15 protein-coding genes are annotated in these 23,351 nt (G+C 60.1%); 3 read left to right on the top strand and 12 right to left on the bottom strand.

What is annotated here, in order from left to right; translation table 11 throughout:
- Positions 1–54 precede the first annotated feature (54 nt).
- The 10 genes from J3R75_RS17780 to J3R75_RS17735 form a co-directional block, all read right to left on the bottom strand.
- Positions 55–1,071: a hypothetical protein gene (locus J3R75_RS17780; RefSeq protein WP_307264500.1), complete on the bottom strand. Its 1,017-nt coding sequence runs from the start codon at positions 1,069–1,071 to the stop codon at positions 55–57.
- A gap of 5 nt (positions 1,072–1,076) precedes the next feature.
- The gene (locus tag J3R75_RS17775; protein WP_307264497.1) at positions 1,077–2,519 is read right to left on the bottom strand and encodes an FAD-binding oxidoreductase; all 1,443 of its coding nucleotides are present in this window, start codon (positions 2,517–2,519) and stop codon (positions 1,077–1,079) included.
- Positions 2,520–2,589: 70 nt separating this feature from the next.
- Positions 2,590–4,323, bottom strand: coding sequence for a glycoside hydrolase family 2 TIM barrel-domain containing protein (locus tag J3R75_RS17770; protein ID WP_307264495.1), 1,734 nt, complete (start codon positions 4,321–4,323; stop codon positions 2,590–2,592).
- 38 nt (positions 4,324–4,361) lie between these two features.
- Positions 4,362–5,195, bottom strand: a complete 834-nt coding sequence (locus tag J3R75_RS17765; RefSeq protein ID WP_307264491.1) for an alkaline phosphatase family protein — start codon at positions 5,193–5,195, stop codon at positions 4,362–4,364.
- Between the two features lie 40 nt (positions 5,196–5,235).
- Complete coding sequence (gene xylB, locus J3R75_RS17760; RefSeq protein WP_307264488.1) at positions 5,236–6,744, bottom strand: xylulokinase; 1,509 nt, start codon at positions 6,742–6,744, stop codon at positions 5,236–5,238.
- A gap of 118 nt (positions 6,745–6,862) precedes the next feature.
- The gene (iolB, locus tag J3R75_RS17755) at positions 6,863–7,654 is read right to left on the bottom strand and encodes a 5-deoxy-glucuronate isomerase (protein ID WP_307264486.1); all 792 of its coding nucleotides are present in this window, start codon (positions 7,652–7,654) and stop codon (positions 6,863–6,865) included.
- A gap of 46 nt (positions 7,655–7,700) precedes the next feature.
- Positions 7,701–9,047 carry an alpha-glucosidase/alpha-galactosidase gene (locus J3R75_RS17750; protein WP_307264483.1) on the bottom strand — a complete coding sequence of 449 codons (1,347 nt, stop codon included), beginning with the start codon at positions 9,045–9,047 and terminating at the stop codon, positions 7,701–7,703.
- Positions 9,048–9,164: 117 nt separating this feature from the next.
- Entirely contained in the window at positions 9,165–10,517 is a 1,353-nt protein-coding gene (locus J3R75_RS17745) for an L-fucose/L-arabinose isomerase family protein (RefSeq protein WP_307264480.1), read from the bottom strand.
- Between the two features lie 103 nt (positions 10,518–10,620).
- Positions 10,621–13,425 (bottom strand): carbohydrate binding domain-containing protein, encoded by a 2,805-nt coding sequence (locus J3R75_RS17740; RefSeq protein ID WP_307264477.1) that lies wholly within the window; start codon positions 13,423–13,425, stop codon positions 10,621–10,623.
- Positions 13,426–13,489: 64 nt separating this feature from the next.
- The gene (locus tag J3R75_RS17735; protein WP_307264474.1) at positions 13,490–14,395 is read right to left on the bottom strand and encodes a carbohydrate kinase family protein; all 906 of its coding nucleotides are present in this window, start codon (positions 14,393–14,395) and stop codon (positions 13,490–13,492) included.
- A 191-nt stretch (positions 14,396–14,586) separates the two neighbouring features.
- Between J3R75_RS17735 and J3R75_RS17730 the strand changes: the two genes are divergently transcribed.
- A complete protein-coding gene (locus J3R75_RS17730) occupies positions 14,587–15,420 on the top strand; it encodes a DeoR/GlpR family DNA-binding transcription regulator (protein ID WP_307264471.1) in 834 nt (277 codons plus the stop codon).
- 92 nt (positions 15,421–15,512) lie between these two features.
- Positions 15,513–16,580 carry a Gfo/Idh/MocA family protein gene (locus tag J3R75_RS17725; RefSeq protein ID WP_307264469.1) on the top strand — a complete coding sequence of 356 codons (1,068 nt, stop codon included), beginning with the start codon at positions 15,513–15,515 and terminating at the stop codon, positions 16,578–16,580.
- 476 nt (positions 16,581–17,056) lie between these two features.
- On the opposite strand, the gene nadB is transcribed toward J3R75_RS17725, so the two are convergent.
- Positions 17,057–18,736 carry an L-aspartate oxidase gene (gene nadB / locus J3R75_RS17720; protein ID WP_307264466.1) on the bottom strand — a complete coding sequence of 560 codons (1,680 nt, stop codon included), beginning with the start codon at positions 18,734–18,736 and terminating at the stop codon, positions 17,057–17,059.
- Between the two features lie 431 nt (positions 18,737–19,167).
- Here nadB and J3R75_RS17715 point away from each other — a divergent pair, with 431 nt between their 5' ends.
- Positions 19,168–21,837 (top strand): right-handed parallel beta-helix repeat-containing protein, encoded by a 2,670-nt coding sequence (locus J3R75_RS17715; protein WP_307265552.1) that lies wholly within the window; start codon positions 19,168–19,170, stop codon positions 21,835–21,837.
- 636 nt (positions 21,838–22,473) lie between these two features.
- On the opposite strand, the gene J3R75_RS17710 is transcribed toward J3R75_RS17715, so the two are convergent.
- On the bottom strand, positions 22,474–23,148 hold the full coding sequence (locus J3R75_RS17710) for a glycoside hydrolase family 71/99 protein (protein ID WP_307264463.1): 675 nt from the start codon (positions 23,146–23,148) through the stop codon (positions 22,474–22,476).
- Positions 23,149–23,351 lie beyond the last annotated feature (203 nt).

Genomic DNA, 23,351 nt, shown 5'->3' with positions numbered 1-23,351 from the left:
GCGGCAATGCTGCCCGGGGCGGTGCGGGGGCGATGACTGCCGCGCAGTAACTCGCTACAGTTTAACCGCTGCGGCGACTTCTTCAATGGCGAGGACCTTCAGTTCCGGCGCGTAGGTCGTCAAGGCATGCTTGACGAAGGGCGACGGGGTGACGATGGTCTCGACTTTGAAGCGCTTGGCCATATCGGCGACGTGGGCGACCATCTTCCGGGTCAATTCCGGGAAGAGACGGATGCCGGGCATGGAGCCCTCGCCGCAGGCGTAGGAGTCTTCGCCGTTGGTGCCGAAGCGTTCGACCTCGCAGCCGAGTTTGGCCAGCAGGTCCATGGGGGCATTGCATTCCTGGTAGTTGCGCAGGAAGTCGCTGTTGATGAAAGTCAGCTTGCCGAGTTTGGCGGCCGAGCCGAGATTGCTGTTCAGCAGCACTTCCGAGCTATGCAGGACCGTGATGCCGTCCATGGCGCCATCAGATTTGAGGAAATCGTAGGCGGCTGGGTTGGAAACCACGACTGTCTTGCAACCGGAGGCCTTCACCGCGGCCTGGAAGCGCGCCGCGACCGCCTGGGATTCCTTGGCGAAGCCGAGGAGTTTAAGGACCTTGCCGCAATCGCCGCCGTCAATGACCTTGACATTGGGGACGACGCTCAGGAAGGCCTGGGCGATTTCTGGCTGGTGGGCTTCGATGCAGGGATGGGGATAGTACAGCATGTCGCCGTTGCCGCTGACTTTGAACTGCACGTCCGTGAATTCCTTGGCCAAGGCGCTAACGGCCGCCGGGGCGAGGCCGGCTTCGACGAAGTCCTGGCGCAGGGCCAGCTTGAGGCCGATTTCGTCGTATGAGCTCACGCAGTGCTTGCGGCAGGAGCCGCTGAGGTCGGCCTGATAGATCGTGCGAATGTAATCGGCATTGGCCAGCTCGGTTTTGTCCATGCGGATGCGGTCGGCGATGAGGGCGTGGCCGCGAGCGGTGTCGGCTTCCTTGCCGGTGACGGCGGCGAGTGTGGCCAGATGCCGGCACATGAAGCAGAAACGGCAGGCATTGATGACATCGAGGTATTTGTCCATATTCATAGTGATCACACTCCTTGGAAGCCCATTTTGCCGGGGTTCATGATGTTGTTGGGGTCGAGGGTCTTTTTGATGCCTTCGAGGACATTGAAGGCCGGCCCGTAGAGGTCTTTCATGATGCGGCCGAGTTTGAGCCCGACGCCGTGGTGTTCGTTGATGACGCCGCCGTTTTTGATGGCGGCGCGGATGGCAACGTCCCAGATGCGGTTATAGAGGGCGATGGCTTCGGCGGCATCCTGCGGCGGGTTGTCGATGATGAAGCGTGCGTAGAGCATGCAGCCCCAGTCGTACCAGTGGGAGAAGTGGCCGATGAAGGTGGCCTGCGGGAATTGCTCCTTGACGGCGTTTTTCATGCCCCAGTAGACATTTTCGATATTGGCGAAGGTGGCCACGGTATCGAGGGTGCCGAAGGCCTGGGGGAGCTGGAACATGTATGGCGGGTAGAAGAATTTATAGCGGTGGTCCCACCAGGCCTGGCCCATGTCGGTGCCGAGGTCTTCGATGGCGGTTTCCTTGCAGATTTCGACGGCTTTTTTCATTTGCAGGTCAACGATGGCCTCTTCGCCGTCGAAACCGAAGACGAGGTATGAGCCATTGCGTTCGATGCCGAGGACGCGTTTGATGAGCTTGGCGGTTTCGGCGTTGTCATAGAGGCGGATGACGCAGGGCTGGAGGCGGCTGGTCATAAGTTTGGCGCCAGCGACCATGGCGCCGTGCATGTCTTCAAAGAGGAACGCGTGGAATTTGCGGGCGGCGGGAATCGGGTGGATTTTCATGGTCGCCTTGGTGACGACGCCGAGGGTGCCTTCGCTGCCGCAGAACATCTGGGTGAGGTCTGGTCCGGAGGCATGGCGCGGCACGGGCAGGGTCTTGATGATCTCGCCGGTGGGCGTAACGACTTCCATTGACATGATCATGTCTTCGATCTTGCCGTATTTGGTGCTGAGCACGCCAGTGCCGCGGTGGGCGATGAAGCCGCCGAGGGTGGCGCAGCCGATGGAGGCGGGGTAATGCATGGTGCTATAGCCGGCTTTTTCCACTTCCCATTCGAGTTGCTGCATGATGATGCCGGTTTCGGCGGTGACCGTCATGGACACCGGGTCGATTTCCAGAACCTTGTTGAGGCGTTTGGTATCCAGGCTGATGCCGCCGTACATGGGCAGGGCGCCGCCCTGTGAGCCCGAGCCGCCGCCCCAGGGGGTGACGGGGATTTTGTAGGTGTTGGCGATCTGGAGGATTTTGGAGACTTCCTCGGCGCTGGCGGGGTGGACGACGAAGGTCGGCACCTGCGGTTTGAGGCCGCGGTCGTGCCAGACTTCGGGGACCCAGTAGTAGTCGATGGAGTGGGCGAGTTTTTCGGAGCAGTCGGTCTGAACGTGGTCGTCGCCGACCACCCAGGTGAGCTCGCTGCGGATCATCTCGTAGGAATACGATTCGCGTTGCGGTAGCATGGCGGTGGTTCCTTTGGGTTGCTGGTTGCGGATATAGGGGACAAGAGGGAAAAATAGCGTAGAAAATGGTTCAGGGCAGGTCGCGGTAGAGCTTTTGGATGGCCCAGTAGGAAAGTTTTGGTCGGCGGTATTCATCGACGAGGCCGGCGCAGTTGAAGCCGCGGGGCTTGCTGCGCACGCCGGGCGCGGCGTTGACGTAGGAGCGCGTATCGCAGAACTGCCAGATGGCCAGGCCCATGAAGCGGCCGTTGCCGAAGACCTGGCGGCAGACCTCGCTGACGTAGTCGGCCTGGTATTCCTCCGCCCACTGGGCATTGGCCATGTCGTGGAAGCCGTAGAGGGCGCAACAGCCCATTTCGGACATAATAGCGGGCTTGCCTTTGAGGGCTGGCTGTTGGGCAAGCGCGGCGATGCGGATGATTTCGGGGGCGATGAGACTGGCGCTTTCGTCGAGCCAGGTGCATTTGCCGCCGATCCAGCCGGGGTAGGTATTGAAGGCGACGACATCGCAGAGATCGAAGCAGATGTCGGCGGGGGTGCCGTCGGGATTGGCGTGGGTGCGATTACAGGCGTAGGTCACGAGGAATTTCGGGTCGCGCTGGCGGATAGTGTCGGCAAGCGTCTGGTAGAGGACGCGGCCACCGGCGGTTTCCGAGCAACATTCATTGAGGAAGCCCCAAAGGATGATGGACGGGTGGTTCATGCCATTGTTGACCATGAGGCGGGTCTGTTCGACCTGCAGCGCGAAGAAATGGGGATCTTTGGTGCTTGGCTCGGTGTTGTTCCAGCCCATGCTTTCCTGCCAGGCGAGCATGCCGACTTCGTCGCAGATATCGAAGAACATCTGGTCCTGCGGGTAGTGGACGCAGCGGACGAAATTGGCGCCCATGTTTTTGAGCAGGAGGAGGTCGCCCATGATCAAGTGGGGATTTTGCACGGGGCCGAATTCTGGGTGTGACTCGTGGCGGTTGGCGCCTTTGAGGGTCAGTGGCTTACCGTTGAGAACGATGCGTTCGCCGTTGGTGACCAGCGTGCGCAGACCGAAGCGCTCGGTGATGCAGTCTGTATCGTTGCTGATGGTGACGGTGTGGAGATTGGGGCTGTCGGGCGACCAGAGGCGGGCATTGGGCACGAGTAGGTCGGTGACGGCGCGGCCGTCCTGCACGGGAAGGGACAGGCCTTGCGCAGCACTGCCGTCAAAGGCGACCGTGCCGTTGAAAGTGGCTGGCACGGCGCCGCCCAGTTCGATGCTCAGGCGGATCTTGCCGGCGGTGGCGTCGAGGGTGGTGACCTGCGCCCGCTCGATGAAGGCGGCTGGCAGCGCCTGGAGTTCGACGGAGCGGTAAATGCCGCCGTAGCCATAGAAATCAAAGAATGGCGCGAAGATTGGCGTGGCCTGGGGCTTGAAGCGGTTGTCCACGGCGATGATCAGCTCGTGGGTGCTGCCGGCGAGGCTGGCGTTGAAATCAATGTTGAACGAGGAGTATGCCAGTTCGCTGCTGGCGATGAGCTGGCCATCGAACCAGAATTTGGCCGCGAGGCCCAGTCCACCAATGCGGAGACGCAGGGGCTGGCCGGCAGCGCAGGCGAAGGCGAGCTGTTTGCGGTAGAAGCCGACGCCGCGTTTGCCGTAGCGTTTGACATCGGTATCGAAGACGCCGGGGACGGCCTGATGCTCATTGAAGACGATACCGGTAGCGTCGATATCGGCAAGGGGCTTCTGGTCGTCGCTGAGCCAGGCGAAATCCCAGACGCCGTCGAGGCAGAGCGACGGCCTGGTGGGGAAGAGTGGGTAGGTGTTCATAGTGTTGGTTCCTGGGAACGGTGATTGATGTCGCTGACTTAACGGGCTTTTTTGGGCATGAAGCGGTAGAAGTGATAGACGAGCATGTCTTCGGGAATGTCCTTGCCGTGGGCGCCGCGGGTGCCGGTGTCGTCGGTGGCATGGCCGCCGTGATCGGGGCAGAAAACGACGGCGCGATTGTAGTCCGCCCAGACCTCGTCCACCAGCGCGCAGAGCTTTTGGAAGGCGACGAGGTTCTGCTCGAAGGCCGCGAGGGCCTGGTCGGAAAATGGACCGGTGCTGTGGAGATTCTTGTCGTAGTTGGTGGCATAACTGAGGAGGAGATCGACAGGGCGCTGCTTGAGGAGCAGTTCGCTGTAGGCGAGGGACTCGTCGTCACCGGTGGTGCTGATGTAGGTCGCTTTGCGCTTGCGGAAGATCTTGTCGATACTGCATTCCTGGACGGCGGCGATGGCGGTGTTCCAGCCGGCTTCGGGGAAAGCGTTGAAGATGGTCTCGCAGGTCAGGACGGGCTTGGCATATTCCTGGATGCCGTGGACTTCGGGCAGTGCGCCGCTGAACATGGACGCGAAACACACCGGCGTCACGCTGGGCATCACGACCCGCGTCGGTACCCGCACCGGCGCCAGCGCTTCGACAGCAGCGAGTTTTTCAGGAAAGCGCTCCCAGAGATGGATGCCGACGGCGTCCGGCGCGAAGAGGAGTAGCTTTTCGACTTTTTGGCCAGCGAGGGCCTTGGTGGCAGCGGCCATGACGGCGGCGATGGGTTCGTCAGCGCATTGGGCGGGCCGGCCGACGCCGCAGAGATCGCAGACGGTCGGCGTCAAGGCGGTGACGCAGCGGAAGTCGTCGGGCTTTTCCGGGAAATTCATGACCATGGTCCTTGTGAGGTAATTAGCCTGGCGCTGGTGTTTACATAACGGCGTAGACGGGAGCGAGGGCGTCGTGCAGGCGCCGGTAGAGCGCGAACTGTTGTTCGTAGAATGCCGCCTGGCTGCGATCGGGTTCGAGCTGGCGGGCGATTTTCAGGCAGCGGCGGATGGCGGTTTCCTCATCGGGGAAGACGCCGACGCCGACGCCGGCGAGGAGGGCGCTGCCGAAGGACGCGTCGCAGGATGCCGGGACGGTGCAGGGCGCCTGGAAGAGATCGCAGATGATGCGGCTCCAGATGCTGCTTTTGGCGCCGCCGCCAATGAGGATGTACTCCTTTACGGGCAGCTGCATTTCGGTGATAGTGCGGTGGCAGTCTTTGAGCGAGTAGGCGACGCCTTCGAGGAGAGCCCGGGCGAGGTCGCCGCGGGTGGTGCCCATGCTCATGCCGGTGAAACTGCCGCGCAGTTTGGGATCCCAATAGGGCGAGCGTTCGCCGCTGAGGTAGGGGTGGAAGAACACGCCGTTGGAGCCGGGTGGCGAGGTCTTGGCCTTGCGGTCGATGATCTCATAGACATTGACGCCGGTGGTTTCGGCTTCGAGTTTTTCTTCGGCGCAGACCAGCTCGCGGAACCAGCGCTGGCAGATGGCGGCGGCGTTGGTGGCTGTGACGGTATACCACATGCCGGGGATGACGTGTGCGTAGGTGAGCGTGGCGGGATGGGGGTGGGCCTCGGCGGTCATGACATTGACATTGCCGGCGGTGGCCAGCTTGAGGATGCACTGGCCGGGCTCAATGGCGCCGGCGGCGTAGTCCTCGACAGCCGAATCGCTGGTGCCCATGACGACGGGCGTGCCGATGGGCAGGCCCGTGGCCTTGGCGGCTTCGGCCGTGACCTTGCCGGCGATGTCGGTGATGCCGGCGATGGGTGGCAGCATGGCGCTGCTGAAGCCGCCGAGCTCGCAGAGTTCGTCGGACCAGCGATGCTGTTTCATGTCGTAAAAGAGGGTGCCCTGGCATTCAATGCGGTCGGTGGCCAATTCGCCGCAGAGAAGAAAACGGATGTAGTCCTTGACGAAGGATATGTGCCGCAGGCGCTGCATGTTTTCGGGCTCGTGGCGTTTGAGCCAGAGCATTTGCGGCAGTGTCCAGGTCGGCGTGGGCATCTGGTAGCCCGTGGCGAAAATCATGTCGCCGGTTTTTTCCTTGAGTTCGCGGCTTTCGGCGGCGCTGCGCTGGTCGGTCCAGATGATGGTCGGGCGGATGACCTGCAGTTGCTCATCGAGGAGAACGGCGCCGTGGGTGTAGCTGTCCATGGCGACGGCGGCGACGCGGGCGTTCTGCCAGACGGGGCGCTGTTGGAGCCGCGCGAGGGTCTCGCACATGACGCGCCACCAGTCGGCAGGATGCTGCTCCGACCAGCCCGGATGGGGATGGGAGCTGGGATATTCGCCGGAGAGACTGTCCAGGACTTCGCCCTGGCAGTCCGTGATGGTGATCTTGCAGCCGCCGGTGCCGAAGTCGATGCCGATGAGAATGTCGTGCGTCATGATGCTGTGCTCTGGGGGGAGGGATCAAATACGGGAAAGGAAGAAGAATAATGGCTCCCGCCGCCGGCGCGGCTGGATAGCGCGCGCCGGCGGGGGAGGGGCCTGAAGCCGTGTCGGCTTACATAGCGACCCAGCGATGGGCCGGATCCTGCACGGACACGAATTTGCGGTTGACTTCACCGGCCATGACCCACAGGTAGTACATGTCGTAGCCAGGAGCGCCGATGACCGGGTGGTAGCCGCGGGGAATCAGCGTGGTGTCATTTTCCTCGACCGTGTAGGTCACGTCGATGCTGCGGTCGTCGGTGTAGATCTTCTGGATGCCGTAGCCCTGGAAGGGCTTGAAGCGGAAGAAGTACACCTCTTCCATATCGACCTCGACGGGCGGATTGTCGAAGTCATGGCGGTGGGGCGGGAAGCTCGCGTGACGGCCGTCCTTGACAAAGGCCTCGCCAATGTAGAAATGCGCCGAGGGAAATTTCTCGGTAAGCATGAGGTACGCGTCGCGTTCATAGCTGCCCTTGCCGATATGGCAGTCGATGACCTGGTCGGGGCCGATGACGTAGGCGTCGGTCTTGAGGGTGGATGGGCTGGCGGCCCAGGCGATGTCCACGGGGCCCAGCGCAGTAATTTCGTAGGCGGTGTTGCAGGGGATATACACCGTGTAGGGCTTGCCCGAGAAAACGTCCGGGCGTTCGCCGACGGTGGCGAATTCGAAGCCGTCGCCCTTCACGGCGCATTTGCCGCCGAGGACGACCAGTGCGACCTCGAAGCCGCCGGTATTGGCGGCGAAGCGCTGTTTGTCAGCCAGATTGATGATGGCGAATTCGGTGAGTTTGAGCTCGCCGTCGCCGATGCTGGAGATTTTGTTAAAGCCGGGCTTCAGAGCGCAGCTGACTTTGTATTCCATGATGCTGTCCTTTGGGTTGGTGGTTGAGTGATATGCCGGCCGCTGCTCAGATGTATTTGGGCAGGCGGTCGCCGTGGGCGGCTATCATCTCGTCGACCATCTTGATAATGTCGTCGAGGGAGAGTTCGGCGGCGGTATGGGGGTCGAGCATGGCCGCGTGGTAGATAGCTTCTTTTTTGCGCGAGACAATGGCGTCGACCGTGAGCAGCTGGGTGTTGATGTTGGTCATGTTCAGCGCAGCGCATTGGGTGGGCAGCGGCCCGAAGTAGGTGCCTTGGACGCCATTGCGGTCCACCAGGCAGGGCACTTCGACGACGGCGTTGCTCGGCAGATTCTCAATGAAGCCGTGGTTGAGCACGTTGCCGGCGATGCGGTAGGGCTGGTTGGTGACTATGGCATTCATGATGCCGCAGCCGAATTCGTTGCTCATCTTGTGCGTCAGCACCGGATTGTCGCAGATTTCCTTGTACTGCTTGTTCCAGCCGGCGACGATTTTGCGGCAGCGGTCCGGCGAGGCATCCAGGGGGATGTTGTACTCATCGACCAGCTCGGGGTACTGGCGTTTGATCCAGTAGGGCTGGTATTCCGAACTGTGCTCGCTGGATTCGGTGATGTAATAGCCGAACTTGCGCATGATTTCCAGCCGGACCATGTTGTCGCTTTTTTCGCCCTTGGGGGCTTGGCGCCAGGCATCGAGCTTCTGGAAAGCGATGTCCCTGATCTCGGGATAAATATCCCGGCCATTTTCCTTGAGTTCGAGGAGCCACGCCTGGTGGTTGATGCCACCGATGCGGGCCTTGATCTTGTCCTGGTCGTACTTGTCCGTGAGATCAAGGGTCTTGAGGAGGCTCCTGACGCATGCCTGCACGGAGTGGCAGAGGCCGACGGTGCGGATGGGCGTGTGACGGAGCATAAAGCCGGTCAGGGCGCACATGGGGTTGGTGTAGTTCAAGAACCACACATCGGGACAGACTTCGGCCATGTCTTCGGCGAAGCCCTGCATGGCATAGCCGCTGCCGAGGGCACGGAAAAGCCCGCCGATGCCGAGGGTGTCCGCGATGGTCTGACGCAGGCCATACTTCGTCGGGATGGCGAAATCAATGGCCTCGGAGATGGTGAAGTCCCAGACGCGGATGGCGTTGATGGCAAAGTCAGCGCCGCGCAGGGCCTCCTTGCGGTTTTCAACGCCGCAGTGAGTGGTGATGGTTGCGCGGTTCTCGTTGATATTCTTGTTGAGAGTGCGCAGCATCACCTCCGATTCACGGAGACGCTGGGGATTGATGTCGTAGAGGGCGATGTGGGCGTCCTGCAAAGCCGGAGTACAAAAGGCGTCGCCGATGATGTTCTTGACGAAGATCGTACTGCCGGCGCCCATGAACGTAATTTTAGTCATTGATCCGCTAGTGCCTTCTCTTGAAGCGCTTGTGCTTTCGCTATCTGCTGCGGTGATGGTCTGCCGTGTCGCTGTGCAGGGAGGGGGCGCAGCGGCACGGCAGATCTTAGTCGGCTCTTAGAATTCGAGCAGCTCGATGTTCATGAGGCGGGCAAATTCGCGCAGATGTTGGGCGATGTCGCCATAGGAGACGACGTAGTGGTGTTCAAAGCCATTGTAGACGATCTTGTTGATCAGATCGCGCACTTTGCCGTTGAACTTGACCTTCAGGGGGTTCGAGCGCAGGCACTGCTCGGTTTCGACGGCCTCGCCGCTGAACATCATCAGGCGGAAGGTGCCATCGGGCTTCTCACCGAGGCGGCAAATGGTGACTTTGCCGGGCTTCAGCGGGAATTCGACCGCGACGCCTTTTTTGCCGCCGCCGTCAATCACCGGGTGCTTGCGAATGCAGGGCTCAAAGCCGGGACGGCAGAGGCAGGCCGGCGCCGCGCCGCAATGCCAGAAGATGCCCGAGTTGTCCTTCTCGTCAAAGATGACCAAGTCGGCAAAGAAGGTCTTGCCGCCGGAGAAATTCTCGCCGATGGTCATAGCGACGGCGCCATAGACATCGCCTTCGCAGGCGGCGGCGCAATCATGGCCGGTGAGGCAGCCGAGGATATGGCAGACGCCGATGCCGTAGATGTCGCTGAATTCGGGCCAGCAGCGGACGGCCCAGGCATTGAGGCGGTACTTTTTGCGCAGCTGGCAGAAGGCAGCGTAGAGTGCCACGGCCAGGTCGAGTTCTTCATCGCTGATATCGCCCTGCTTGGCGTTGTCGAGCACGACTTTGCGGGCTTCGGGGAGGTCCTTGCCCTTGAGGCTGCGGGCGACTTCAACCAGCTCGAGCATGGTGATGTTTTCGACTTCGACGCCGAATTTCTCGCGCAGCATCATTTCATTGAAGGTCGAGGTGAAGAAACCGGGAACGCGGCCGCCGACGGAGCCGACGCGGAAGCCCTTCATCTGTTCGATGCTGGCGAAGACTTTGAGCTCTTCTTTCATTTCGGCCATGGCCTGGTCAAGCTCGCCATAGACAAAGGCGAAGGGATGATTGACGCGCCAGAGGTGATTGGCGGTCATGTTGCTGGCGCAGAAGCTGTTGGCTTCCAGGCGGTAGGCGGGATTCCGGTAGGGCTGCTCAGGCGTGGACCACAGAATCACCGGCACGCCCAGGCGGCGGGCCAAAGACGGGGTGATGGCGCCCAGCGGGAAGGCAAGGTGGTGCACGACCAGGACGTCTATGTTGGCTTTCTGGAAAAGCTCGCAGGCCTCATCAGCATCCGTATCGGTGGTGATCAGCTTGCCGCAGTCGACGACGTCATGGCCGAGACTCTTCAGAGCGGCCAGGGAGTCCTTCAGCTCTTTGTCCAGGCGGTCGTTGATCCAGCTGCCTTTGCACAGGGGGAGGTAACCAAGTTTCAGGGTCTTCATGATGTTCTTCTTTCTCCGGGTTGTTGTGTTTAGGGAAACGACGTTGGGGAAACAAAAAATGATCAGCAGCCGGGCTTGCGCCCGGTAACGGCATCATTAAAATTTATTGGACTTGTATTTCATACCAAAGTGTCTTGTATTCAGGACTTATTCTTATTAACGAGGATTCGCCGTCGGCTTTGATGACCACTGCCTGCATGCGTTCGCCATTGCCATCCAGCGCGAAGGCCTGGACGCGGGTTGGGGCGACGCCTTTGAGGACGAGATCGGCGCTGATGCCCTCGGCCAGGATGGGTGCCTCGCCATTGCTGCCGCCGTAGAATTTGCTGACGGCGATGCGGTCGCCGCCAATAGCGCGGACGAGGGCGTTGCTGTTGTGGTTGAGGCCGGTGGCAGCCAGGAGATAGCGACCGGGGGCGATGGCGTTGGCGTCGCCGGTGCGGCTGGCGGGCGGCGTACTGTTGGTGAGCGACAGACTGAACCAGTCCAGGCGGTTCTTGCCGGGGATGATGCTCAGGCCCGTGAATTCGAAACGGCGGCCGCGGACAAAGCCGGTGAAGGCCTTGGTGTTGGGCGTGTCGACGGTGAAGAAGCCACCGTCATTCTGTTGGTAGTCCCAGACGAGCTCGCCCGTATCATTAAGTATGCACTTCTGGTCGAACATCGCGCGTTGGGCGTCGGACAGGGATTTCCAGCTGTCGACGACCCGGATGCCGGCGGGCATCTGCAGCGGGCCGTTTTCGGTGATATGCTGGCCGCTGAAGAAGGCCAGCGCCAGCCCCATGTTGTCTTCATTTTCGGGGCGACCGACGGCGCGGGCGTTCTTGGCACGGGCGACGGCGGTGACTTCGCCGCTGAGCCGCGAGGGCAGGGCGTAGGCGGTGGTGACGGGGCCGGCCTGGACATCGCCGCGCACGAACATGGCATAACAGGCCGGCAGGTGCGCCAGCTTGGCATTGGCCGAGCACATGTCGAAGGTCGGCGGGATGGCATCGCGGACGTAAGCACGGCTGTGAGTCCAGGCGAACTGGTAGAAGCCTGCCCAATCCTGGAAGGCCGCGTTGGCCGTGAGGATAAGGTTGCCCTCGGCGGAGTAGAAATTGGTGTTGGGATGGTCGTATTCGCTGACGGTCAGTGGTTTGCCATGGACGCGGGCGTTGGCCAGGCTGGCAAGCGTACGGCCAGGGAGGGTTTGCAGATTGTTCACCAGCGCGGTGTTATTCAGATACCAGTGGTTGCTGTCCCAGGCTTTGACGGGGAAAGCCGGGTGGTTCCAGTAGTTGTGGTTGTCGCAGTAGTCCATGCGGGCCTGCACGGAACTGAAGCCGTATTGCAACTGGGTGCCGGCGACCAGCTGCCGCACCCCAATGTCATTCTTGAGATGGCTGTAGAGATCCTGGTAATAGCTGTTTTCGATGTCATGCAGGAAGGCCGTGAAATCCTCGACACAGCGCGGGAAGAGGCCAAGCTCGCCGTCTTTGGGCAGTGGCACGCCGCGCTGCTCAAGCGCGACGCCCGCAGGCCAGGTGAAGCGGGCGCCGGGACGGAAGCTGACGTCGGCGATGTCGATGACGCCGGGCGTGAAATTGGCGAAGACCAGGCGGACCGCGTCGTCGTCCATATTGGCCAGGAAGGTGTAGCGGTAGTCCTGCCAGGCGCTGGTGGCGTTGGTGATGCGGGTGCTGAAGCCGGCGACATGCCAGGGATTGTGGTCCTGGCTGAGGCGCACGGCAAGCGGCGCGGGCTTCTCGACTCGCAGTTTGAAGCTGAGGGTGTAGGGCTGGTCCTTACGCACAGCGAGATTGCCGCGATAGAACTGCGGCATGTTCGGCGTGAAGCCGATCTTGTCAACCGTCAAGCGGGCGAAGCGGGCCGGGCCGGTGTCGCCGGCGGGGGCGTCGAAAACGTCCCAGGTGGAAACGGAGCCGCCGTCCTGCTGGAAGCCCCAGGTGGTCCCCTCGGCGTTCTTGACGTCAGTGGCCATGGCGCCATCGGCGATCATCTCGTCGCCGAGATCGACATTGACCATCTGCCAGGCGGTTTTCATGGCGTCGGTACTGGCGTATTTTTTCGCCAGCCAGTCATTCCACAGGCCACGGAAGAGGCTGCCGTATGGCTCGGGAAGGTTGGGCAAGTCGTATTTGCTGCTGTACCAAGCGTTGACAATGCTGTTCTCGTTGGCGATTTCCAGCGTGGCGATGCCTGGGTCGTCCTTGTAGGCACGGCCGCTGTAGGGATTGACATGGGTCATGAAGTCACGGTGAAATTTCTTTTGGAGGGCGATCATCCGCGGTTCAAAATGATCCAGGCCGTTGTTATACCAGGGGAGCTGGTCGGCATTTTCAAAGCCGGCTGCCGCGCCGAATTTGCGGGCGATATTGAGCTGCATGTAGATATATATGCCGTGCTTCTGCAGCTGATGGATCAGGTAGTCGAACTGGTCGAGCTGTACAGGCTCGATAAAGGAATCCGGACTGCTGTACTCGCGCTTCGGCGGATATGCGTGGTGGACATAGTGCATGCGCACGCTGTTGATGCCAAAACGCGCCAGCGCTGCCGCGACGGCGTCCGCATCGGCCTTACTTTCCGGAAAGCAACCGGAAAAGCAGATGTTGGTGCCCAGGAGGCGCCGGCGCTGGCCGCGGCCGTCCACAAAATGGATACCCTTGGCCGCCAGAAAGCCGTCGCTGCCGGCCGGCTGCCACGGGCCGCCGGTCCAGGTCTGGACGTTGCTGACGTTGTCCGGCAAGCCCAGCTGGATCTGGAAGGGGAATTTTGGCGCGTAATCGCCACTGGCTTCAATCTGCGCCAGGAGCTCGGGATACTCCGCCGTTTTGTCGGCTTGAGCGAAAGCGACTCCGCTGCAAAACAACGCCATGGTGGTCGTCATGATCAATTTCATCGTCATGTTGTCGTCCCTTTTTCTCATGGTCGCTGGGTTATTGCCTAGGGAAGCGCTGGCCTAATCAGCTTTATTTGTGCGCTGCCAGCGCTTGGCGCAGGGTCTCGGCGTCGGGAATACCGGTACGCCCGCCGAGCTTGGTGCATTTGATGGCTGAGGTCATGGACGCCTGCCGCATGCACTCCTGCCAGTCGCGGCCGAGCTTGATGACGCTGGCCGCGAAGGCGCCGTGAAAGACATCGCCGGCACCGGTGGTGTCACGCACGGTAGTTGGGAATGCCGGCTGGAAGTAGTCTTGCTGGCCGTCGTAGCCGACGCTGCCTTGGCTGCCGAGGGTCACACCCGCAAAAAGCGTCTTGCCCAGACCAAAAAAATGCCGGGCGGCCGCCTGCGGCGTCACTCCCGGACAAAGCCGCTGGGCAAATTTCTCCGAACTGATAACGATATCAGCGAGTTCGAGCAGGGTCTCGATGCCGGGGACGACCGTGCCGGCGTCGAGGGACACGAGCACGCCGTGTTCGCGGGCAAAACGGGCGGCGGCGATGGCGGCTTGCGTCTGATGGCCGTCGAGATGGAGGACCTTAGCCGTGGCCAACTGGTCGAGGGGGAGCTCGGACGGGCTCAGCGGCACCACTTCGCCGCTGGACCAGGCGATGCTGCGCTTGCCACTCTCGCGCTCAATCCAGCAGTAGGCGATGGGCGAGGCGCAGTTGGCGCGGCGGCGAATCCCGCTGGCGTCAATGCCGATTGCTTCCAGCGCGGCGATGATCTGGCCGCCCTGGGCGTCGTCGCCAACGGCGCTCCAGAAGGCGCTGGACACCCCCAGCCGAGCAGCAGCGTAGGTCGCGGTCGCTGCAGGACCGCCGCCTTGCTCCATGCGTTCGTCAATCTTGACTTTGTCATCCAGAGGAATGTGCGGCAACACGCACAAATGATCCCAGCCGCAATAACCTAAACCAATAAACGATACTGACATGGAGACGGCACCTCTACTCGCTCGGCGATAGGACGATAATGGATAGGTAAAATCATCGCATGGACAGAAATATGCCATGAAAATAAGCGCTGGCAAGCATAAAAATGAGAAAAAAGCATAAAAATTAGCTTTTTCTGATTGAAAATCTTCATTGCCTGACGATTTTATCTCACAGAAAAGTTTTTCTCAGTATGAAAACCACGGCAACGGGTGAGACAATGGGTGCGAATGACGATCGGCAATTGGCCTTGAGCGCGTATTTGCGCACGGTGCGCTACAGCAGCATCGAAGATCTAGTGACGCGCTTTGGCGTCTCGGTGGCGACAGTGCACCGCGACATCGCGGCGCTGGTGCGCACGGGATCGGCGCGAAAAGTGCACGGGGGCGCCATCAGCACCTTGCCGGAGGAAACGCCGGTCAAGGCGCCGGCGTCGGCCAATCAGCGCGACAGCCATTTCATCCAGCGCCTGGAGACCAACCGGGCGGCGAAGATGCTCATCGCCGAGCGAGCCGAGCGCAGCATTGTCGACGGCGATATTGTCTTTTTGGATTCATCGACGACGTGCCTGTGCCTGGCGCGGCGCCTGCAGTCGTCGCGTCTGAACAATCTGAGCATCGTGACCAACTCGGTACTGATCGCGCAGGAATTTTTCCGTTTTCCACCGCATTTCATCATGATGAGTCTCGGCGGCAATTTTAAGTGTCAGCTCAACTCGTTTTTAGGCAAGATCACGCTGGAGAATCTGCATCGTCTACGCATCACGCGGGCCTTTTATTCCGGCGTGGGGCTGGATGCGGCCGGCCTGAGTACCTATCACGAAGCCCACGCCGACTTTCTCCGCGAGGTCCTGGCTTTGTCTGAGCACAATACGCTGCTGCTGGACTCCAGCAAGTTCAATCGCGCTGGGCTGTTCCTGATTTGCGGACTGGACGAGATTGAGGCGCTGATTTCAGACCAGCCGCCGCCAGTACCCCTAGATCGCTGGCACGACACCGGCGCCAGCACCAAGGGCGCCAAGGCCTGAACCAGCGGCAGAAGCGAGAGTTTTTATCATCGCGGACCTCCGCGACGCATGAATAAGCCCCAAAAAACAGAGCACAGAGCAGGGAAAAGAACATGAGCAGAGTCATCAAGTACGGTATTATCGGTAATGGTCGTATCGGTCGCAGCCATGCGCAGGAGATGGCGGGCTATCCGGGTAAATTCGAGTTGGTAGCCTGTGCTGACCACGCGCCGGAGCGGCGGGAGAATCTGCCGAAGGAATACGCCAACGCAGTGAAGTACGCGTCGTTGGAAGAGATGCTCAAGAATGACGCCATCGAGATGGTGACTATCGCCACCCGTCACCCGGATCACGTGCCGATGGCGCTGCAGATCATGGCTGCCGGCAAGATCGCCGTGGTAGAGAAGCCCGTTGCCTGCAGCACGGCGGAGATGGAACTGCTGCGCCAGGCGTCGGCCAAGCATCCGGGCAAGCTGTTTTTCCGTCACAACCGTCGTTTTGAGGCCGCGTTCATCAAAGTACGCGAGCTTTGCGACAGCGGTTTGATTGGCGACGTGCAGTACATCAAGCTCTATCGCAGCGTCGGCTATTGCCGTCGTAATGATTGGATGACCATGACGGAGTTCTTCGGTGGTCTGCTGAGCAACTGGGGCCCGCACCTTATTGATCAGGCGTTGTGCTTCCTCGACTCGCCGGTGACCGAAGTGTGGGCCGATGTGCGTCGGGTCATCTCCATCGGCGACGGTGACGACATTTTCAAGATCATCCTGCGCGGTGCCAATGGTCGTCTCGCCGACGTGGAAGTCGCCGGCTGCAATGCCATGCCGGGCCGCGAGATGGAAATTGTCGGCAGCAAGGGCACCATCGTTTTCAATGGCGGACCAGTCATTGACGTGCGTCATCTGGACCCGGCAACGAAGCTGGTTTCTACCACGCCCCATCCGGAAAATGCCGGCCTGTCCTACGGTAATTTCGAGGAGAAGTTGTACTTTGTCGAAGCCAAGTACCAGGTGCCAGCCATTCCCATGAGCATCATCTGGTCGCACCTCTACGACGCCGTGGTCAATGGCGTGCCTTTCCCTGTGACCTTCGACCAGGCCTATAACGTCGTCAAGGTCACTGAACAGGCCTTTGCTAAGAGCGGCTTTGCCGCCATCAAGAATTTCAAATCCAAGGCGTAAAGACAGACAGTGTTAGCCCCGCCGCATCTTATTCGACGGTGCCTGACTGGGCAAGAACTGGGGCGGACACATCGGTCCGTCATTGATAATGCTGGCCGGTTGCCTCACTCCGCCGCGATGTGACGCGACAAGCCTGGTCAATGTGGCGCCCTCCAGGCGCAATTACAGGTTGCTGTCACACCCCTGGTTGCGGCGCCCTTCGGGCGCCTCACCAGGGGTTATGCATGGTCCGGCCCTCCGGGCCGAACTTGGCCGATCAGACGACTTGCTTTGTCCGATTCGGCTCGAAAACCACCATCATTCAATGGCTATATTTCTGTGCCGTAGGCGCTTAACTATGCTTAACCCGAGGCTTTAGCCTGGGGACGCAGCCTGCCAACAGGCGGTGCCTCGTAGAGGCACCACAGTTTTGGTTATCAACGGCTGACAGATTACGCCCCAGCATCGTTTCCGGTCGGCACTAGTCAGGCTTGCGCCTACTCGAACCAAATTTCGGGTTTGAGGGGCCGGCGCAGGATGGTGTCCTTGCCGGCCAGGTCGCTGTTGGCGACGGGGTAGTCAAGGTTGTAATGCAGCCCACGGCTTTCGTGGCGGGCGATCGCGCTGTCGATGATCATCTCGGCTACCGATGCTAAGTTGCGCAGTTCCACCAGGTCAGGCGTCAACAGGAAGTTCCAGTAGTACTTCTCAATCTCTTTGCGCAGCATGCGGATGCGGTTCTTGGCGCGCTCCAGGCGCTTGTCTGTGCGCACGATGCCGACGTAGTCCCACATGAAACGGCGGATTTCGTCCCAGTTGTGACTGATGACGACCTGCTCGTCCGAGTTGACCGCATCGCCATGTTGCCAGTCGGGGATCATCTCGTCATCGATGTTCGGAACATCCTCCGGGCACTCATGGCTATGCTTAACGGCATTATAGCCCACGACCATCGCCTCCAGTAAGCTATTGCTGGCCAAGCGATTGGCGCCATGCAGGCCCGTGCAGCCCACTTCGCCGATGGCATAGAGGCCCTTGACCGTGCTGACGCCGTTGACATCGGTCCGCACGCCGCCGCAGCAATAGTGCGCCGCCGGCACGACGGGAATGAGGTCGGTGGCCATGTCCACGCCGAAGCGCAGACATTCCTGATAAATGTTCGGAAAGCGCTTGCGCAGAAAATCCTCTGATTTGTGGCGGATGTCCAGCCAAGCGCATTCCTGGCCGGTGCGTTTGAGCTCGTTGTCAATGGCTCGGGCGACAATGTCTCTGGGTGCGAGGCTCTTGAGCTCGTGATAGTCCTGCATAAATTCCACATAATCGCCATTGCGCTTGACTTTGAGGATGGCGCCTTCGCCGCGTACGGCCTCGCTGATGAGGAAGGATTTGGCTTTGGGGTGGAACAGAATGGTCGGATGAAACTGGTAGAATTCCATATTGGCGATCTCGGCGCTGGCGCGGTAGGCCATGGCCACGCCGTCGCCGCAGGCGATGTCCGGATTGCAGGTGCATAAATACACCTTGCCAGCACCGCCGGTGGCCAAGAAGGTAAAGCGACTGATAAAGGTCTTGATCTCGTGCGAGCCAATGTCCATCACATAGGCGCCCAGGCAGCAGTTCTCGCCACGCCAAGTGAAATGCCGGGTCGTGATGAGGTCCACTGCCAGATGATTTTCCAGAATGGTGATGTTCCGGTTGGCGCGGCAACGAGCCAGCAGCACTTCGCTCACTTCCCGGCCGGTGATGTCGCCGGCGTGCAGAACTCGCCGTGCGGAATGGCCGCCCTCGCGGCCCAGGTCGAATTGTTGCGCCTGTTCCGGCGAGACGCTGTCGTGAATGTCGCCTTGGCGGGTGAAGTTGAGGCCGTACTGCTCCAAGTCGCGGACGCGGGCAGGGCCGGCCATGACGATCTCCCGCACCACATCCGGATGGCAAAGCCCGGCGCCAGCGGTGATGGTGTCGGCCACATGGGCGTCAAAGGTGTCATTTTCATCTATTACGCAGGCAATGCCGCCCTGCGCATAGCGCGTATTGCAGTCTTCAGCTTTGTACTTGGTGATGACCATCACCTGGCCGAATTTGGCGGCTTCCAGCGCCGCTGTCAGGCCAGCCAGGCCAGAGCCGATGATCAGATACTCGCTGTGAATGCGTTGATTTTTAGCTGATGACGTCTGCATGGGGAGCATATCTCCTGAAATCCCGTCCAGGGCCTCTGCAGTGAGCGGCTCGTGGTGTTGCCTGCGAATAATGCCGGATGATACTCATACGGCCTGAGCCGTGCGTGAAGTCGAAGCGTTAAGGGCTATAACATAAGCCATGCCTATCTGAGCGCGAGTTAACGAACGTGCTTTTTACCACGACGGAAAGCGCACGTGCCTTGGAAACTGCGCTATCTTATGCCGTTTTGGCCGCGGTGGGCAGCCTACCAGCCGCTTAGTCTTAATCTGTCTTTCTCCCAAAAAAAACAATGCCCTAATAAAAGAGGTGGACGATGTTTTTCCGGCATCTATGCGCATGCGGTATTTTTTTCTGCTGTCTCTCGTCTCTGCGGGCACAGGCCGCGCCACCGCCCGCGTCTTTGCTCTACCAGGAAGGAGAGCCCGTGGCTATGTATGACGGCTGGAGCAATTATGACAATGCTTTGACCTTTCAAGCCGCAAGTGACGCACTTACCCTCGAAGTCGTTGCTGAGCATCGCTGGGACTCCAGTCTCGAGCGTCTGGTCACTGGCCTGGCCCCGGCCCAGGAATACAGCTTTCTGGCGCAGGTCGAGACCAGCCGCGGCGGCCTGGTGTACCTGCAGGTGAAACGCTACAAGGACGGGAAGGAAATCTCGCGCAAAAGTTCCAAAAGAAACTGGCGACGCAAAGAAAGCCTCCAGGTGGATTTCACCCCCGGCGAGGCCGATCGCATTCAGCTGCTGATCCGCACGCCGACCAGCAAGGACTACTTCGGTGCCACCGCGAAAATCACCGCCATGACCTTGAAGAAGTTCGCGCCGCCCCAGCCGGCGGAATTGCCGCGCTTCGAGATCGTCCCCGGCTACCAGGTCGCCAGTCTTTACCTCAATCACCTGCTGGCGGAAAAACCCGAGGAATTCAGCAGCAGTGTCCAGTATCGCGTCCAGGGTAGCGAACAGTGGCTCGACGCACTGCCCATGGTGTACATCTGGAAGGAACAGCGCACGGCAGCGAGCATCCTCAAACTCCAGGAAAACACCGCCTACGACGTCCGTATCTCCTTTACTGACAAGGGCCAAGAAGGCAAGGTTGCGGGCCGTTTCCATACTCTCACTCCCGCAGTGCCCATCGCCAAGACCATTGAACTTGGGCCAGATAACTTCCACGGCAGTTTGGATATCAGCGCTGAGGGCGCTCCTGACGGCTATATCCGTTACGTCGCCAAACCCGGTTTCGTGCTCCAGGGCGACATGGCCAGCGGCAACGCCATCACCATCACCGGCGCCCGCTACGTCATTCTTGAAGGCCTGACCATTCTTGGTGCCAAGGTCAACGGCATCAGCATCCTAGGCTCGGAGTGGATACAGATTCGCAACTGCGACATCGCTGGTTTTGCGCGCGTCGGTGTACAGCGCCCGGACATCAATGGGACGTATTACGAAAATGACCGCCGGCTCAACAACGACGCTGGTATTCGCATCATGGGCTCCAATAATGTCCTACTTGAGGGCAACTACATCCATGACCCCCGCGGCACCGCCAACAGCTGGTTCCACTCACACCCGGCCGGCCCGAACGCGGTGTATGTCGGCGAGTGCACGGCCGTGGCCATACGCTACAACGACTTTGTCGGTTGCGATGCTCACCGTTGGAACGACGTCATCGAAGGAGCGGGCAATGGCAGCCGCAGCGGCAGCATCTACCAGGACGCCGAGGTCTGCGGCAACTACTTGGCCTTTGGCAACGACGACGGCATAGAGCTCGATGGCGGCCAGAGCAACGCCCGCTTTTTCTACAACAAGTCAGAAGGGCTGCTCTGCGGTGTCAGTACGGCGCCATGCTTGATTGGCCCGAGTTACCTGTACCAGAACCTGATCTGCGACTTGGGCGATGTGTACGGCCTCAGCGGGGCCTCCGTCAAAAATGTCTATAGCGATCCGGGCAAAGGCACCATCTTCTTCTTCAACAACACCATCGCGGGCCCCGGCGGCGGTTTCAGCAGTTACAGCGGTGGCAGCGAAGCCAACGATATGCTCAATGGCCCACTGAAGGGCTACGCCCGCAATAACGTCATCGCCTCAACCGGCGGCCCCATGAGCAGCGCGCTGTTTACTCACTTCCGCAGTGATTTTGATTACAGCCTTATCGGTCGCCCCGGCGACAATGAGACCGCTGCCAAGCGCCTGCGGGAGCAGTATGGCCAGGAAATGAATAGCGTGGCCGCGCCAGCGCAGTTCGTCGCTGAAGACCGGGCCGACTATCGCCTGCAGGAGAACAGCCCGGGCTGGCAGGCCGGCTATGCGCTGCCCAATGTCATGCCGCAGGCCACGCCCAACATGGGCGCCTATCAACCCGGGGGTATTGATGCCCTGCCGTACCGCCCGCTGTCGCTACAGACGGATACGCAACGGCTGCAATTTACCTGGACGCCGGAGGGCATCGCGCCGCAGCGCGTCGAGCTATCCCTGCGTGAACCCGGCGAGGCAGTATCCTTCACTATCCGTAAAAACGACAGCTTGGACTTTCTGCAGGTGGAGCCCACCGCCGGCGTGGTCACCTACGGCCAGCCACTGACTCTGAACGTGCGCATTGACGCAGCGAAAATACCCTTCGCCAAGCAAAACAGCGGGTCCTTCCTGGTGCGCACGGCCAATGGCCTGTCCCGGCCCGTGTCGGTCTATGTCGACGCGACGGCCCACCGAGCGCTCGCCGAACGCGATCGCGCCCAAGGCGTCATCCGCGCCGATGTCAAAGCCCAGGACGATGGCAGCTATGTCCTGCGCTTCAATGTGCCGCAGGATGGTAGCTATTATCTCTTTGCGCATTTTACGGCCCGGCCGTCTTCGAGCATCAAGGAAAGCTACAATGGCCAATCCGAACGCGCTCAGCTGTATTGCAGCCGCGGTAGTCGGCCATTGTGGGCGCTCGTCGGCCGTAATAGCTACTCAGGGCAGGCGAACCGCCCGCGGAAATTGACCGCCGGCGTGCATGAATTCGTCATTGGCGCCTGGAGCCGCAATGGTACCCTCCCGTCCATCAGTGCCGCCGCCCTCGCCGAAGATCATAACGCCTTCGCGCTCAGCCCCTTTGTGGAATAATCCTGTTGGTTGCAGCGACAAACGCCTGTCATGCAACAGCAGCCTGTTGCAGCGGCTGTTCGTCTTCATTCGCAACCCGATGGGCTCTAGGTGTTAATAAGGCGCAGGAGGGTAGGGCGGGGTGCAATGCCCCGCAGCCATGCAACCACTGCGCAGGGATAGTTTGAGATCGTCCGAAAAGCCCCCAGACGACTTTTGCCTGTCAAGACGGCCTTCTTCCGGCGTTCTTCTATTCATAAACCGGCACTTTTTTGACCATAAATTGGCTATAACTGCCAAAAAATAACGTAGAAACGTACAGCCCATTCTACTGTCTGCTGACGCTCAGCGCCTTGCGGCTGTCGCGAAGCGAAGGCCGCAAGGCGCTGAGCCGAAAAGGGATAGGTGGGGGAGCGCGAGGGGGAGGAAAGGGCCAATGGGCCGCAGACCTGCACCGCAGGTGCAGGGATAGTCTGATAGCCGCGCAGCGGCGGCCCGAGCGAAGCGAAGGGTATTTTCCTCCCCCTCGCAAAACCCAACTATGCTTTTCGGACAGGCTCTAGTTTGTTGGGCGCGAAGCAGCGCCAGGAATGACGAGTGGTGCGTTACGGCATCCTCATAGACCAGAACCCGACAACGATTATAGAGCGAGGGCAATTATGGCGTGTTGCGCTGGCGCGCGAGCTCAGCCAACTCTTCCCGGAGCACTCGGCTCATTTGGTCCTGATCGTAGCTGTTTGGCTCGACAAAACTGCCGACCACGAAGTCGTTCCAGGAATCAACGCAGACGATGGCCGCACCGGCGGCAAACGCCCTGCGCAGGCCCATCCGGAAGAAGTCGCCGTGTTTATCCCTGGGCTGTGGCCATTGCGCCATGGCTTTTTTCTGTGTGCTGCGTTGTTCACCGCTGAAGCCGGCACAAACCCAGATAAATGACTCATGGGCGGACACTTGGTCGTAATCGCCATTACGGGGACGCACGTGCCATTCATTGCCCCATTGCCGGATGCTGACATCAGAAATGGGCCGATCCGTCAGGGTGATGTCCTCGGAAAAGCCTAGAAAAGGCCGGCCACTGAGACGCAGGACGCATTCCGCATCAAAGATGCCTTGCTTGCGCATATACGACACGACATTCTGCCTGCTGATGGCCATCTTCTGCGCCGGCACTATCGTCAAGGCAACACTGAATCCGGGATAGGTGGTCTGCACAAGGTCGTAAAAGCGGCTAATACGCTCAATCACAAAGGGATCGGCGAGGCTTTCCGGCCGCAGACACAGAAACAGGCCATGTAAGCCAATGGCGCGCATGCGGTTAAGATCGCGCGTCATGCGTTCGTCAGTCCATCCTTGATAAGAAGGCACGGGCACGACGCCTTCCAGCCAAGCCAGCGTCTGGGGGTAGGGCTCGTATAAGACAAAAACCTGCGGAGCGTAATCCACAGGATAGGCCAGTAGGGGCGGTCCTTCATGACGAATACCAGGCAACGTGGTACAAGAACTGACCAAAAATGCCAGGATAAGCGCGGCCGAAA

It is taken from the genome of Oligosphaera ethanolica (assembly GCF_030814695.1).
Lineage (GTDB): Bacteria > Verrucomicrobiota > Lentisphaeria > Oligosphaerales > Oligosphaeraceae > Oligosphaera > Oligosphaera ethanolica.
Note: the sequence above shows the minus strand (reverse complement) of the source record. Positions and strands in the feature narration are given on the sequence as shown.